At 64.3% G+C, this 14,673-nt stretch carries 15 protein-coding genes; 7 read left to right on the top strand and 8 right to left on the bottom strand.

Annotation, left to right across the window (positions count from 1 at the left end):
• The first annotated feature begins 737 nt into the window (after nt 1-737).
• A complete protein-coding gene (locus OQE56_RS17590; RefSeq protein ID WP_267226002.1) occupies nt 738-1,001 on the top strand; it encodes a hypothetical protein in 264 nt (87 codons plus the stop codon).
• Nucleotides 1,002-1,158: 157 nt separating this feature from the next.
• On the opposite strand, the gene pepN is transcribed toward OQE56_RS17590, so the two are convergent.
• Nucleotides 1,159-3,816, bottom strand: coding sequence for an aminopeptidase N (gene pepN / locus OQE56_RS17595; protein WP_267226004.1), 2,658 nt, complete (start codon nt 3,814-3,816; stop codon nt 1,159-1,161).
• Between the two features lie 66 nt (nt 3,817-3,882).
• On the opposite strand from pepN, the gene OQE56_RS17600 reads away from it, so the two are divergent.
• Nucleotides 3,883-4,887: an aldose 1-epimerase gene (locus OQE56_RS17600; protein ID WP_267226006.1), complete on the top strand. Its 1,005-nt coding sequence runs from the start codon at nt 3,883-3,885 to the stop codon at nt 4,885-4,887.
• Complete coding sequence (locus OQE56_RS17605) at nt 4,884-5,849, top strand: pyridoxal-phosphate dependent enzyme (RefSeq protein WP_267226008.1); 966 nt, start codon at nt 4,884-4,886, stop codon at nt 5,847-5,849. The genes OQE56_RS17600 and OQE56_RS17605 overlap by 4 nt, the downstream gene beginning before the upstream one ends.
• Before the next feature lie 47 nt (nt 5,850-5,896).
• Here the strand turns inward: OQE56_RS17605 and OQE56_RS17610 are convergent, their stop codons facing one another.
• Nucleotides 5,897-6,778, bottom strand: coding sequence for a DMT family transporter (locus OQE56_RS17610; RefSeq protein WP_267226010.1), 882 nt, complete (start codon nt 6,776-6,778; stop codon nt 5,897-5,899).
• A gap of 189 nt (nt 6,779-6,967) precedes the next feature.
• On the opposite strand from OQE56_RS17610, the gene OQE56_RS17615 reads away from it, so the two are divergent.
• Nucleotides 6,968-7,540, top strand: coding sequence for a DNA-3-methyladenine glycosylase I (locus OQE56_RS17615; RefSeq protein ID WP_267226012.1), 573 nt, complete (start codon nt 6,968-6,970; stop codon nt 7,538-7,540).
• Here OQE56_RS17615 and OQE56_RS17620 read toward each other — a convergent pair whose 3' ends face one another.
• Nucleotides 7,541-8,461: a LysR substrate-binding domain-containing protein gene (locus tag OQE56_RS17620; protein WP_267226014.1), complete on the bottom strand. Its 921-nt coding sequence runs from the start codon at nt 8,459-8,461 to the stop codon at nt 7,541-7,543.
• 109 nt (nt 8,462-8,570) lie between these two features.
• Between OQE56_RS17620 and OQE56_RS17625 the strand changes: the two genes are divergently transcribed.
• The gene (locus OQE56_RS17625; protein WP_267226015.1) at nt 8,571-8,774 is read left to right on the top strand and encodes a hypothetical protein; all 204 of its coding nucleotides are present in this window, start codon (nt 8,571-8,573) and stop codon (nt 8,772-8,774) included.
• Between the two features lie 15 nt (nt 8,775-8,789).
• Here the strand turns inward: OQE56_RS17625 and bioC are convergent, their stop codons facing one another.
• From bioC to bioB, 5 genes are read right to left on the bottom strand one after another with little or no spacing between them, the layout of a single operon-like run.
• Nucleotides 8,790-9,671: a malonyl-ACP O-methyltransferase BioC gene (gene bioC, locus OQE56_RS17630; RefSeq protein ID WP_267226017.1), complete on the bottom strand. Its 882-nt coding sequence runs from the start codon at nt 9,669-9,671 to the stop codon at nt 8,790-8,792.
• Nucleotides 9,668-10,438, bottom strand: a complete 771-nt coding sequence (gene bioH / locus OQE56_RS17635; protein ID WP_267226018.1) for a pimeloyl-ACP methyl ester esterase BioH — start codon at nt 10,436-10,438, stop codon at nt 9,668-9,670. Before bioH ends, bioC begins: the two co-directional genes overlap by 4 nt.
• A complete protein-coding gene (locus tag OQE56_RS17640) occupies nt 10,435-11,325 on the bottom strand; it encodes a sulfurtransferase (protein ID WP_345781168.1) in 891 nt (296 codons plus the stop codon). Before OQE56_RS17640 ends, bioH begins: the two co-directional genes overlap by 4 nt.
• A gap of 8 nt (nt 11,326-11,333) precedes the next feature.
• Complete coding sequence (bioF, locus tag OQE56_RS17645) at nt 11,334-12,515, bottom strand: 8-amino-7-oxononanoate synthase (protein ID WP_267226022.1); 1,182 nt, start codon at nt 12,513-12,515, stop codon at nt 11,334-11,336.
• A gap of 14 nt (nt 12,516-12,529) precedes the next feature.
• Nucleotides 12,530-13,570 carry a biotin synthase BioB gene (gene bioB / locus OQE56_RS17650; RefSeq protein WP_267226024.1) on the bottom strand — a complete coding sequence of 347 codons (1,041 nt, stop codon included), beginning with the start codon at nt 13,568-13,570 and terminating at the stop codon, nt 12,530-12,532.
• Between the two features lie 143 nt (nt 13,571-13,713).
• On the opposite strand from bioB, the gene OQE56_RS17655 reads away from it, so the two are divergent.
• Both OQE56_RS17655 and OQE56_RS17660 read left to right on the top strand, forming a co-directional pair.
• Complete coding sequence (locus tag OQE56_RS17655; protein ID WP_267226026.1) at nt 13,714-13,920, top strand: hypothetical protein; 207 nt, start codon at nt 13,714-13,716, stop codon at nt 13,918-13,920.
• Between the two features lie 15 nt (nt 13,921-13,935).
• Entirely contained in the window at nt 13,936-14,658 is a 723-nt protein-coding gene (locus tag OQE56_RS17660; RefSeq protein WP_267226028.1) for a ComF family protein, read from the top strand.
• Nucleotides 14,659-14,673 lie beyond the last annotated feature (15 nt).

Raw genomic sequence — 14,673 nt, forward strand, 5'->3', positions numbered from 1 at the left:
ATTCGTAGCCTGCGTTGGTCACATGCGGCCGCCAGGGAGTGGGGCGTGGCGCAGCACCTGACTGGCCGTCAGGTCAAGCCGCGACCCACTCCCTGGCGGCCGCATGTGACCAACCCTCCGGGCCGGGTCTGTTTGCCCACCAGCCTGCGTCATCACTCGGTCGTGTATCGACATACACTTCCTCGCTCTTCCTGGTCTGGCGGGCAAACAGCTCCCGGCGCAGGCCACGAATAGAGACAGAGCAGGCTCTACAACTGCCCCGAACGCGCAGGTTTGGACCTTTCTGGTCGCTAATGGTACCGCCTGCCAGGCCTTCCGGCCGCTGGCACGCTTCCTGCTTTGACTTAAGTGCACTTTCCACGGGCAGAAGCGGCGCGATAACGCGTGCTGAGATCGAGCGACAGGGGCTCGGTTGCGTGCCGGGAGAGGAAGCAAGACGGCGCCCCTTGGGGCGCCGTCGTTTTTTTCAGGCCTTGCGCGAAAAACATGCGCTTACGGGCCTATATAAGATCTGGCGCCCGGCGGTCTCAGGAACAGGGGGAATCCAGGATGACCGTGTTGCCGGGCGCCAGAAACCGAAAAACAGTTTGCTGGCAGCGGTGATTTGCCGCCCGTCTGGGGTTGGATATTTACCCCTGCAGCGTGAACGTGAAGTGACTAAAACGCCCGTTTGTGTCAACTCTCGGCACCTGCTGACGCGCAGCGTCATTTCGTGATCCACCGCCAAGATAAACGTGATGTCCATCACGCTGATGGCACGGCTGTTGCTTCCTTCCATTTGCCAGTCGAGGACTGCCGTTGTGGAGGGTCAGGTGATGGAACTCAGCATGGATTTCCAACCCGTTTATCAGCACCACGATCTACTGATCGAACTTGGCCGTGTCGAAATGGCCATGGAATATCTGGAAGAGCGCAGCGAGAACGAACGTCAGGCGCTTCGCCCGCGTCTGGTGTCGCGTATGAGCCGTCTTCGTGATGAGCTGGAACGTCTCGCCGTCTAGTTTTGCGACCGGCACGGTGGGCGTTTGGACGTCTGAACGCTCGCCCGCATCAGCGCAGGCCCTCCCGCCTGCAGGTTTCCCGTAACACCCTCTTACGCCCGGGTGCCCCGCTGCTGGCGGGAAGCACTCGGGCGCTCCTTTGAACGTGCCGCCGGTGTCAGCCGTGCTGCATGCCTTGCACGATTTCCCTGAGGTTGCGCGACAGGCCCGGCCGCGAAGCGAGCGTGTCGATGGCGGCACGCGCAGCGGCATGGCGGCCTGGCTCAAGGCGTTGCCATCCGTTGAACGCCGTGGCCAGCCGTGCGGCCACTTGCGGGTTGATCGCGTCAAGCTGCTGCAGCCGTTGGGCGAGTAGCTGGTAGCCGCTGCCGTCAGCGCGATGGAAGCCATCCGGGTTGCTGCGCGCCCAGCTGCCGAACAGCGCATTCACGCGGTTGGGATTCTTCAGGGTAAACGCACCGTCGCTCTCCAGCGCGAGCACGCGCTCAACCACCGTCTCGCCGGGGAGCTGTGTCTGTACGGAGAACCATTTGTCCATCGCCAGCGGGTTGTCCGCATAGCGCTCGCGGAAATGCAGCAGCGCCGCACGCGCCTGAGGCGCATTGCCCCGAACGAGTACGGACAGTGCTGCCAGTCGATCAGTCATGCTGGGCGCGTTGTCGTACTGCAGTGTGGCCAGTGTGTGCGCAGTCCATGGATCGATACGCGCGATCAACTCAAGCACGCGGCGCTTGAGGCGGCGACGCCCCTGGCTGATCGCATCCAGTTCCAGCGTCGTGTGTGCCAGCAGCGCGTCATAGCGTTGTTGCAGCGCTTCACGACCGATGCGCAACGCCAGCTGTTCCTGCAGCTGCTGGCGCAGCACGTGGACGTGCGACGGGTCGACCACGCGCTCGCGCTCGGCCAACTCAATCTCACCCGGCGGGGTCAGCAGATCGGCGAGCAGGGCATCGTCCAGCGTGCTGTCGCCAAAGAGTGCCGCCAGCGCGTCGCACCACGCGTCGAGCGAGTCGGTGGTCTTGCCATCACGGAGGTTGTCGAAGGCGCGAGCCGCCAGTTGCTGGCCAGCCTCCCAGCGATTGAAGCCGTCGACGTCGTGGCGCAGCAGCAGTGCCAGTTCACCGGGTGCGTAATCGCACTCGAGAATAACCGGCGCGGAAAAGCCACGAAGCAGCGAAGGCACCGGGGCCGCATGCACGTGCTGGAACACAAACGCCTGTTCCGTCCGATCCAGCACCACCACACGTTCGGAGTCACCGGATGCCGTTGCGTTATCGCCAGCCAGGTGCAACGGCAACATGCGCCCGTCGCGATCAAACAGCGCCAGTTTCACCGGAATGGGAACTGGCTGCTTGTGTGGCTGGCTTGGCGTTGCCGGCGTATGTTGCGACAGCGTCAGCGTATAGGTGCGGTGCGCGGCATCGTAATGACCGCGTGCGCTGACGCGCGGCGTGCCCGCCTGCGCATACCACGCCAGATAAGGCATCAGGTCCATCTGATTGGCGTCGCCGAGTGCGCCGAGGAAATCTTCCAGCGTGGCCGCATGGCCATCGTTGCGCGAGAAGTACAGATCCATCCCGCGACGGAAGCCTTCACGGCCCAGTCGGCCAGCCACCATGCGCACCAGCTCAGAGCCTTTCTCGTAGACGGTGGCGGTATAGAAATTGTTGATCTCGCTGTACTGGGCGGGGCGCACCGGATGCGCGAGCGGGCCGGCATCTTCGGGAAACTGTGCGCGGCGCAGCAGCGCGACGTCTTCGATGCGCTTGAGCGGCGCGGAATTCATGTCCGCCGAAAACTGTTGTTCGCGGAATACGGTGAGGCCTTCCTTCAGCGACAGCTGAAACCAGTCGCGGCAGGTGACACGGTTGCCACTCCAGTTATGGAAGTATTCGTGCGCGACCACTGCTTCCACTGCGCGGTATTCATCGTCGGTGCTCGAATCGGGATCGGCCAGCAGATACTTCGCGTTGAAGATATTGAGGCCCTTGTTCTCCATCGCACCCATGTTGAAGTCGTGCGTCGCCACGACATGGAACACGTCGAGGTCATACTCGCGGCCGTAGGCTTCTTCGTCCCAGCGCATCGAGCGCTCCAGCGCATCCATGGCGTAGCCACAGCGGCCAATGGCATCCGGCTCGGCCCAGATCACCAGCTGCACCTTGCGGCCGCTCCCGGTGATGTAGTTGCGCTCGATGTGCTGCAGGCGCCCGGCCACCAGGGCGAACAAATAGCTCGGCTTCGGGTGCGGGTCGACGAAACGGGCCCAATGGCGACCGTCGCCCAGTTCGCCATGCCCATCCGGATTGCCGCCGGCCAGCAACACCGGGAACCGGTCGCGGTCGGCGCGCAGTGTCACCGTATAGCTGGCCAGTACGTCGGGACGGTCCGGGAAAAAGGTGATGTGGCGAAACCCTTCGGCCTCGCACTGGGTGAGCAGAAAGCCTGCTTCACGCGAGCCCGACAGGTACAGGCCTTCCAGTGCGGTATTGGCGGCCGGCTGCACACGCACGCGCGTTTCCAGCAAGCTGCCGTCGCGCGCGCCATCCACCTCCAGAACCTGGTTGGCGTAGCGCCAGGCGCTCTCTGGCAAGGGCTGGCCATCCAGTGCAATCGACAGCAATTCCAGGCCTTCGCCATCCAGTCGCAACGGCGCTTGCTGGTCAGGATCGCGTCGCAGATGCAGCTTCGACGTCACTTCCGTGGTGTCGATGCCGAGGTCAAAAGCCAGTTCGATGGCCGACACGCGCCAGGCGGGGGCGCGATAGTCGCTGAGTCGGATCGGCGTGGTGGAGGCGTCGTTGCGGTTGCTCATGGGTACGGCTGGGGGGATAGAGGCTAGTCAGGCTAACATGCGGGCCTTTCCAGGCAGGACAAGGCAATGGCGGACTATCTTGCGGAACGCGGGCACGTGGGCCATCACGAGATCGTCGTGCTCAGCGATCCCAGCCGGGGGCGGCGGGTGCGCATCGCACGGCGCGGCGCCACCCTGCTGAGCTTCGAACTGCCTACGAAGCATGGCGTCTACGACATCGCCGACGGTTACCGCGATGCCGGCGAACTCGACACGCGGCCCAGCTCCCGCTTCGCGATCATGGTGCCGTTCGCCAACCGCATCGACGATGCACGCTATCTGTTCGATGGTGAACCCTATGACCTGCAGCCGGGCGTCGAGGGTGCGTCGCGTGCTGCGCGGCACGGGTTTGTGCGTGGCGTGGACTTCACCGTGGCCGACCTTTCCGCCGATGCGCAGGGCGCACGCGTCACGTTCTCCACGCATGCCATTCATCCCGGCGCGCATCCGGGTTATCCGTTCGCGATCGATCTTGCAGTGACTTATACGCTCGGCGCCAACGGACTCACGCTGGAGACCGTCATGCGTAATGTGGGGGACGAGGCAGCGCCATGCTTCTTCGGCTGGCATCCGTACTTCCGGCTTTCCGACGGGCCGATCGATGGCTGGGAGTTGCAGATCCCCGCCGATACGGTGGTACGCACCGATGCCGGTTTCATTCCGATACCCGGTGATGAAGCGCGCGTGTCGCTCGATAGCGAGCCCGGGCTGGATTTCCGCCAACGGCAGCCGATCGGCGCACGCGAGCTCAATCACGCGTTCACCGATCTTCGTTGTGATGCGGATGGCCGCGCGCGTACCCGGTTGCGCGATCCGGAAAGCGGACTGGCCATTGCCATGTGGCAGTCGTCGGGTGTGATGCTGGCCTTTACCGCCGATACCGTGACACGCGATGTCCGGCGGTCGGTGGCGCTGGAGCCGATGGAAAGCTGGGCAGATGCCTTCAATCGCCCGGATTGCGCCGCAACCATTCGGCTCGAGCCCGGCGCCGAGCGGCGGTTCCTCTGCGGCGTGGAGATCGAAAGCGCATGAGTCACGCCACGAATCCCGCTGCACTGCCCAGCTACGCGCAGATACTGGAAGCCGCCGCGCGCATTGCGCCCTACGCGGTGTTGACGCCGGTGCTGCGCAGCACCGTGCTCAACGCGCTGAGCGGCGCCGACCTCTACTTCAAGTGCGAGAACCTTCAGCGTGGCGGTGCCTTCAAGTTCCGTGGCGCCTGCAATGCCGTGTGGTCGATGGACGATGAGCAGGCCGCACGTGGCGTGGTCACTCATTCCTCCGGCAACCACGGCAATGCACTGGCGCTGGCGGCCGCCACACGTGGCATTCCGGCGCACGTGATCGTTCCGGTTGGCGCGGTGCGCACCAAGGTCGAAGCGATCGAGCGGGCCGGGGCCATCCTGCATCGCTGTGAGCCGACACAGGCAGCGCGTGAAGCCAAGGCTGAAGAAGTACGTGCCGCCACAGGTGCGGAGCTGGTGCATCCGTTCGCCGATACGCGTGTGATGGCTGGTCAGGGCACGGCCGTGCTGGAGCTGCTGCAACAGGTGAGCGGTCTGGATGCCGTGATGACGCCGGTGGGTGGTGGTGGCCTGAATGCGGGCACCGCCATTGCGGCTCACGGTGTCGCGCCGCAGTTGGCCATTCACGGTGCCGAACCGATGGGCGCGGATGATGCGGCCCGTTCGCTCGCGGCGGGTCAGCGCGTGGGGCCCTTTGCGCCCGACACCATCTGCGATGGCTTGCGTACCTTGATTGGGGAGACCAATTTCGACGCATTGCGCATGCATCGCGTCGAGGTGACCACGGTCAGTGACGACGAAGTCATTGCCGCGATGAGGCTGCTCTGGAACGAGCTGAAGATCGTGGTGGAGACCTCAAGCGCCACGGTGCTGGCGGCCGTGTTGAAGCGGCCGGAGCGCTTCAAGGGGCAGCGCGTGGGGTTGATTCTCACGGGTGGCAATGTCGATATCGACGCGCTTCCCTGGTGACCTGTCTTTTTCCTCTCCCTTCTGGGGAGAGGGAAAGAGCGCGCGCTTCAGCTGCGCCGCAGGCGAAGGCCACTCACAGCCACCAGACCTAGCAAGATAAACACGATGCCGACGGCTTCCATCACGCTCGGGCGCTCGTGCAGGATGGCCCAGGCCAGCAGCACGCTGACGATAGGCACGCCAAGACTCGCCAGGCTTGCCACGGCGGTCGGCAGCCGATGCAGCACAAGCAGCCACAGGCCCCAGGCGATGCTGGATGCCATCACTACGCTATAGGCCAGTCCGCCGATAAATCCCCAGCTCCAGTCGATGGAGCGTTGCGGCACGCAAAGCGCGATCACCACCAGCGCGAGCGCGCCGAACAGCATCTGCCACGCCGTGAGGTTGAGGGGTGTGGGCCCGTAACGCAGAAACACCCGCTTGCTGAGCACGGTGCCCATCGCCCATGCGGCGCCTGCGCCGATCGCCAGCACGGTACTGCCGGTGTTTCCCAGGCCATGCCATGGTTCGATGATGCAGGTAAGGCCGACGGCAGCGAGGCCGAGGCCAAACCATCGTTGCGGCGTCAGTCGCTCCTGCAGGATGAACCACGCAAGCAGTACGGCCCAGAACGGCATGGTGTAGGCCAGTAGTGCGACGTGTCCGGCGCCGCCGTTCACCAGAGCCCATTGACCCAACCCTTGAAAGGCGGTGGTCTGGCACAGGCCGATGGCTATCGTGGGCAGCAGCGGCGGCGGACGGAGCGGTTGGCGAAACACTACCAATGCACCCAGCAGCACCAGCGCGCCCAGTACGTAGCGAATCGCCGCAAAGTCGAAAGGACCCGCGTGGGAGAGCACCTGCTTCATCACGACCCAGCTGTAGGCCCAGATGAGGATGGTGACGAGTAGCGCCAGTACGGCGCCGCGGGATGAGGATGGCGATGTCATGGAGGAGAATCTGGGATGGATGAGTGCGCCGATGCTGCCCTTGTCCGGCGCGCATGGGTGGGATAGCGTCGTGGCTTGCCAGACAGCTTGCAAGTGGATGACGTGTCATTCCATTGCGCACCCGGTCGTTCCGGAGCTGTCGCGTGCGTTGCGTATGTGTCACCCGTCGACCCGAGAAGGATATCCGTCATGGCACCTAAGACATCGAAGCAACGTTGCGCCTGGGGCGACAGCGCGGACATGCACGACTACCACGACACCGAGTGGGGCACGCCGTTGCATGACGATCAGGCACTGTTTGAGTTTCTGTGCCTTGAAGGTGCGCAAGCGGGGTTGTCGTGGCGCACCATCCTGCTCAAGCGCGACCACTATCGGCGCGTTTTCCATGACTTCGATATCGCGCGCGTGGCGGCGATGAAGGATCGCGAACTGGAGAAGGCGCTGCTCGACCCCGGCATCGTGCGTAATCGCCTCAAGGTCTATGCCGCGCGCGACAATGCCGTGGCGTCGCTTCAGGTCATCGACGAACACGGCAGCCTGGATCGTTACCTGTGGTCCTTCGTCGACGGAAAGCCCATTCGTAACCGCTGGACCGGACAGGGCGATGTGCCCGCCAGCACGCCGCTGTCAGATCGCATGAGCAAGGATCTGAAAAAGCGCGGCTTCCGCTTCGTCGGTACCACCATCTGCTACGCCTTCATGCAGGCCACCGGCATGGTCAACGATCACGTGGTGAGCTGCTTCCGCCACAAAGCGTCCTGATCAATGATGCCGATGGCGGATCAGTGCCCGTGGCAGGCGCTGCGGCTCTTGCGCATAACGCCGGGCCTCTTCGAGTAGCCATGCGCGGAAGGCGAGCAGCGCCGGATGTTGCGAAGAACGCGCCGGATACACCAGATAGTGCGCAAAGTCCGCGCGTAAGCGGCGCCGGCTAAGCAGTATCAGTTGCCCCGATTCCACCAGCGGTCGCGCCATGGTGAGTCGCCCGAGCGCAATGCCCATGCCTTCGACGGCGGCGTGATGCAGTGTTTCGGTATCGTCGAAATGCGCAAGATACCGGTTTGGCGGCACACCGCCAAACGTGCGAAACCATTTCGCCCACACGTTTTCAGGATCGCGTAGCAGCGGCCATTCCGACAGATTCTTTTGCGTGGGGCGGCCCAATCGTTTGATCAGGTCCGGACTGGCAATCGGCGTCAGCCAGTCGTCAAACAGATGATCGGCGCGAAGATCCGGCCACTCGCCGGGACCAAAGCGCAAGGCCGCATCGACCGACTCGCGCGAGAAATCCACCAGCGCCGCCGTCGATTGCAGGTTCAGATGCAGCTGAGGATGCGCGGAGACGAATCGCGACAATCTTGGCACCAGCCAGCTCGATGCCACGGAAGGCATAACGCTGATGGTGAGTTCGTCGGACGGTGGCGCAATGAATTCGTGCAGCGCGCGCTCAATGGATTCAAATTGCGGCCCCACCAGCTCAAGCAGCCGCGCGCCCTCCGGCGTGAGGTCGACACCGCGCGGACCGCGGACGAAAACGCGTTGACCAAGGCGATCCTCCAGTCCGCGGATCTGGTGACTCAAGGCGCTGGTGGTGAGATGCATATGCCGGGCCGCCAGCGAAAGATTGCCGGTGCGAGCAGCAAGCACAAAGCCTTGCAGCGCGGTGAGTGGCGGTCGGCTCATGTTGAAATAGCCTCAATTCTGGATTGCAAAAGTCTCGCTTTTTGCGTGCGTCCAGTTGGCCTAGTGTCGGTGCTGCCCACCTGACGGGCACCACACGAGGATTGCCATCATGCTGTTCTTCGGCTTCTCATTTCCCAAGGTGCCGGCGGCGACTTCAAAACCCGACCAGACCGTTCTGACCGACCTTGCCGCCACACCGGTCACTGTAGCGCCGGCTTCATATACGGAACGTCATTGCGACCAGAACGTCGTCGATGGCCTGGGCCATTACATCGACAGTCGTCTCGGCGAGGGGCGATTTCGCATTGATTGATCGCTCGCCAGCGGCTCAACGGCGGCGCGAACCGCGCAGGCTATCGATGGAAAAGCTCGCGATTTCGCCGCCGCCCGCCAAGCGGCGGGACTGACCCGGCGGTGGGCCCCAGGCATGCGCGGTCACCACTTCCCAGGTCGCCGGAATACGCCCATCGACACGCATGGTTTCGTAGGCGGCCAGCATGCGCTGGTAATGCGCCTTGCCGAGCAGATGACGCTCGCGTTCGCGATCGGCGTTGGTGGCGCCAAGCCCCTGCAACTCCTTCAGCAACATGCGGGGCTCGCTATAGGTCAGCGTGTAGCGATCCACATCCAGCACGGGGTCGCGCAGGCCCGCGTTGATCATCGCATCGCCCAGGTCGTGCATGTCGAGGAAGCGGCTGACATGAGGTTGCTGGTCGGCTTCGGCCCAGGCGGCGCGAAGCTCTTTCAACGTATCCGGTCCGAAGGTGGAAAACACCAGCAGGCCGCCCGGCTTGAGCACGCGCACGCATTCGCCGAACAGTGCGGGCAGATCGTCGATCCACTGGAAGCACAGGTTGGAGTGCAGCACATCGACGCTGTGATCGGGCAAGGGCAACGCGGTGGCTTCGGCGCATACGCGCTGGAACGGCTTGAGCCAGCTGTTGTGCTTCTTGGCCGCGCGCAACATGGGCAGCGCAAGATCCATCGCGACCACTTGCGCCTTGGGATAGCGCTTGCGCAACAGCGCTGTGCCGCGACCGGTGCCTGCGCCCACGTCGATCACGCGCTCGGGCGTGTCCAGATAGAAGCCCAGGCGGTCGAGCAGCAGCGTCTGCACCTCGCGTTGCAAGGCATCATGCTGTTCATAGGTGTTCGCCGCGCGGCCGAAATTGCGGCGCACTTGCTGGCGGTCGAAATGCGAGTCGGTCATCGGAAGCTGTCCAGCACCGGCGTCAGCGCGTTCGCGACGTCATCGGCATAGCCAAAGAACGGCGCATGGCCGGCATGCGCGATTTCAACGTAGCTGCCACGCGCCTGCCCGGCCGACCACGCCATGGCAGGCGGCGGCACGATGCGGTCGCGATGGCCCACGATCCATGCATTGGGTACGTCGAGATTGGCGAGATCGGCGCGGCGATCGGTGACTTCGAGAATGCGGATGCCTTCCTGCAGCACGCGCAGATCGGGTTCGCCGCGCTGGAAGATCAGGTTGCGCAGGTGACGCACTTCGGCCATGGGATCGCGGCTGCCCATGGCCTCCAGCGCGATGAAGCGCTCCAGCGTGCCGTGATAGTCGGTTTCCAGATCGGTGGCGAGCTGGCGTACCAGTTTGGGGTCGCTGCCGTGCGGCCAGTCGTCGCCGCGCGAGAACTTCGGTGTGCCGTCGATAATGCCAAGCCCGCGCACATGGTGCGGATGCTCCAGCGCCGCAGTCATCGCGATGAGGCCGCCAAGCGACCAGCCGATCCAGATGGCGGCCGGCGTCATGCGCGCGATCGCTTCGGCGCACACGGACGGTTCCAGCGGCAACGTGCTGTCGCGCGAGTAGCCGTGGCCGGGAAGATCGACCACGTGCATGGTGCAGCGATCGGCCAGCACCTCGCACAGCGGCTCCATCATGCCGCCGTGCATGGCCCAGCCGTGGAGAATCACCACGGGGATGTCGCCGTGGCCGCGGGTTTCGATGTGGAGGCTCATGCGCTCTTGGCTCCCTCTCCCATCTGGGGAGAGGGTTGGGGTGAGGGGTGGGTGCTTGCGGTGGAGTTGCTCAAGGCGAGTTCTTCGCAAGATTGACCCCTCACCCCGGCCCTCTCCCCGAAGGGGAGAGGGAGAAGTGCGGCGGGTGCGAGATCTTTGTCTACAGCGCCACGCTCATCAAACACGAAGCAGTCCCCTTGCCAATGCGTCCCGTCGGTTTCCTCGAAGTACTTCAGAATGCCGCCTTCGAGCTGATAGACGTTGCCGATGCCGATGTCCTGCATATGCAGCACGGCTTTCTCGCAACGGATGCCACCCGTGCAGTACGACACCACCGTCTTGTTCTCGAAGCGTGCGCGATCAGCAGCGATCGCCGCGGGAAATTCCGTGAAGCTGGCAATGCGGTAATCCACCGCGTTGTTGAACAGGCCCACGTCCGTTTCGTAGTCGTTGCGCGTATCCAGCAGCACCACTTCGCGTCCGTCGTCGTCATGTCCCTGCGCCAGCCAGCGCTGCAGCTTCACCGGTGCCACGGACGGGGCGCGGCCACCTTCTGGTCGAATGGTCGGCATGCGCATGGTGATGATTTCTTTCTTCAGGCGCACACGCATGCGACCGAACGGCACTTCGTCGGAGATCGACACCTTCGGCTCCAGACCCGCAAAACGCGGATCGGTGCGCAGCCAGTCCATGAACGTATCGATAGGTTCGCTCGGGCCGGCCAGGAACAGATTGATGCCCTCGGGCGCCAAGAGAATGGTGCCCTTGAGTGACAGCGCCTCACAGCGCTCGCGAATGCGCTCGCGCAGCTCGGGCAGATCGTCCAGACTGACGAAGCGGTAGGCGGAAAGATTGATGATCGTCATGGCGGGGGAGGGGTACGGCAAGGCCGCCATTATACGGGCCGCTTCACAGGCAGCCCGGACAGCGCCTCCAGCAGGCGGTCCACATCGGCTTCCTCGTGTGCCGCAGACAGCGTGATACGCAGCCTGGCCTTGCCCTGCGGCACCGTGGGCGGGCGGATCGCGGTGACCAGAAAACCCTGTCGCTCCAAGGCTTCCGAAGCATCCAGCGCCATCCGGGCGTCGCCCAGCAGCAGCGGCTGGATGGCGGTGGGCGAAGGCATCAGGGGCAGGCCGAGCTGGGCAGCACCCTGACGGAAACGGGCGATAAGCGTATGCAGTTTGTTGCGCCGCCAGCTTTCCGTCTGGGCCAGCGTCACCGCAGCCAGGGTTGCGGCGGCGAGGGCAGGCGGCATGGCGGTCGTATAGATATAGGTGCGCGCGGACTGGACCAGGCCATCGATCAACGCCGCCGATCCCGCCACGAACGCGCCGCTGCAGCCCAGCGCTTTGCCCAGCGTGGCCATCAGCACCGGCACCTCGTTCTGACCGAGCCCGGCGGCAGTCACACTGCCTTCGCCCTGCGCGCCGAGCACGCCGAGACCGTGTGCGTCATCCACCATGAAGGTGGCGTTCTCCTGCCGGCACAGGGCGGCAAGATCGCCTAGCGGTGCGATATCGCCATCCATGCTGAACACGCCGTCGGTGGCGAGCAGTGCCGCTGTGTCGGTGTGGCTGGCAAGTTGCCGCGCGGCCGCTTCGACATCGGCATGCGGATAGCGCTTCAGTTCGGCGCCCGCGAGCTGCGCGCCATCGAGCAGGCAGGCGTGATTGAGTTTGTCCTGCACGCACAAGTCGTCGCGTTGCAGCAGCGCCTGCATCACGCCGAGGTTGGCCATGTAGCCGGTGGAAAACAGCAGCGCGCGTTCGCGTCCGGTCCACGCCGCCAGGGCTTCTTCCAGCTCGGCGTGCGCGGTGCGGTGGCCGCAGATGAGATGGGCCGAACCGCTGCCTACGCCGTTGTCATCGGCAGCGCGCTTGAGCGCGTCGATCAGAGCCGGATGCTGGGCGAGGCCAAGGTAGTCGTTGCTGCAGAACGAAAGCAGGCGGCGCCCTTGGCTTTGCACCCACGCACCATCGGCATGCTCGATGGTGCGCAGGCGACGCAGCAGGCCAGCTTGCGCGCGTTCGGCGCTGCGCTGGGCGAGTCGCTCGGTGAGCGTTGGACGCGTCATGGCGCTACCGCCATTCAGGCGGCGGCGCTGCAACCGCAACCGTTACCACAGCTGCCGCTATCCGCTTCAAGAATGTCTGCATGCACGGTGCCGGCTTCTTCCACCACTTCCAGTGGATGCAGGTTGAGGCGCTTGAACAGCTGGCGATCGTGTTCCACGTCGGGGTTGCCCGTGGTGAGCAGCTTTTCGCCGTAGAAAATCGAGTTGGCGCCGGCGAAGAAACACAGTGCCTGCACGGCATCGTCCATCTGCTGGCGGCCGGCGGAGAGTCGCACCATCGAGGCCGGCATCAGAATGCGTGCCACGGCAATCGTGCGCACGAAATCGAACGGGTCGATGGCGTCGGTACCGTTGAGCGGCGTGCCTTCCACCTGCACCAGCTGGTTGATCGGCACCGAATGCGGGTGCTCGGGCAGCGTGGCCAGTGTCTGCAGCAAGCCGGCGCGCTGATCGCGCGTCTCGCCCATGCCCACGATGCCGCCGCAGCAGGTCTTAAGGCCTGCTTGGCGCACGTGTTCCAGCGTATCCAGGCGATCCTGATACTGGCGGGTGTGGATGATTTCGCCGTAGAACTCCGGCGCCGTATCCAGGTTGTGGTTGTAGTAGTCCAGGCCCGCCTGCTTCAGCGCGGTGGCCTGCTCGCCGTTGAGCATGCCGAGCGTGGCGCAGGTTTCCAGGCCAAGGCCCTTCACGGCGCGCACGATCTCCGCCACCTTCACGACGTCGCGGTCTTTAGGGCTGCGCCATGCGGCGCCCATGCAGAAGCGGCTGGCACCCGCATTCTTTGCCGCCTGCGCGCGGGCCACCACGGCTTCCACGCTCATCAGCTTCTGTGCTTCCACGCCGGTGTCGTAACGCGCGGCCTGCGGACAGTAGGCGCAATCCTCGGGGCAGCCGCCGGTCTTGATCGACAACAGGGTCGACACCTGCACGGCGTTGGGGTCGTGGTGTTCGCGATGCACCGAGTGCGCACGGTGCAGCAGCTCGTTGAACGGCAGGGCGAACAGGTCGGCGACTTCAGCGCGCGTCCAGTCGTGGCGGATCGGTTGGGCCATGGCGACAGCTCTGGGTGGGGATTGGCGGAAAGTGTGGCAGGGCGTTTTTTGTTGTCAACTTTCAAAAGTCATAACCGGTTGACGATGCGCGGACGTATGGCAGCGGCTACCATCGGGCCCATTACTCCGTGGGAGTCGTTGGTATGAGTGCAGGACAAGGCAGTGCGGGCAACGTGCTCGCGGCCATCTGCAGTTTCTTCATCCCGGGTCTGGGCCAGCTGGTTCAGGGCCGTTTCTGGATTGCGCTGGTGATGTTCGTGCTGGCCGCCATCCTGTGGATCGTGTGGCTGGGATGGATCATCCATCTGTGGTCCATCCTCGACGCCGCGATGTTCAAGCCCAAGCAATGAAAGGGAGTCGAGCGCATGAATGCGCTTTCATGGGTTCGCCCCGCAGCGAAGGCGCTGCAACGATTCGTTCTGCCGTTTCATTGCCTGCTGTGCGGCGCAGCGGGCAACGACGGCCTGGATCTCTGCCGCGACTGCGCCGCCGAGCTGCCGCGTAACCGTATTTGTTGCCTCCGTTGCGCGTTGCCACTGGCGCAGCCGACCTTGCTGTGTGGCCAGTGCATCAAGCGCCCGCCGCCGTGGGAAGCGGCGTGGGTGCCTTTCCGCTATGCGTGGCCGCTGGATCGGCTGGAATCGCGCTTCAAATTCGGTGCCGACCTGGCGGCCGGGCGGGTGTTGTCCGCGCTGTGGTTGCGCGAGTTACCACCGGATAGCCGCCCGCTGTGGATCGTGCCGGTGCCGCTGCATCGCACACGCCTTCGTCAGCGCGGCTACAACCAGGCGCTGGAACTGGCCCGGCCATTGGCGCGCCATTTCGATGTGCCACTGCGCCATGACGTGCTGCAGCGCGCGCGCCCCACCACAGCCCAGACCGATCTCTCCGCATTGGCCCGCCGACGCAACGTGCGTGGTGTCTTCACGACCAGATCGGGCATGGCCTTGCCCGCGCACGTTGCCTTGCTCGACGACGTGATGACCACCGGCGCCACCCTCGTCGAATGCGCCAAAGCGTTGCGCCGCGCCGGCGTGCAGCGTGTCGATGTGTGGGCATTGGCACGCGCGCCGATATCGCGCGGTTAGTCACGGTGGCGTGAG

It is taken from the genome of Dyella silvae (assembly GCF_026421305.1).
GTDB classification, from domain to species: domain Bacteria; phylum Pseudomonadota; class Gammaproteobacteria; order Xanthomonadales; family Rhodanobacteraceae; genus Dyella; species Dyella silvae.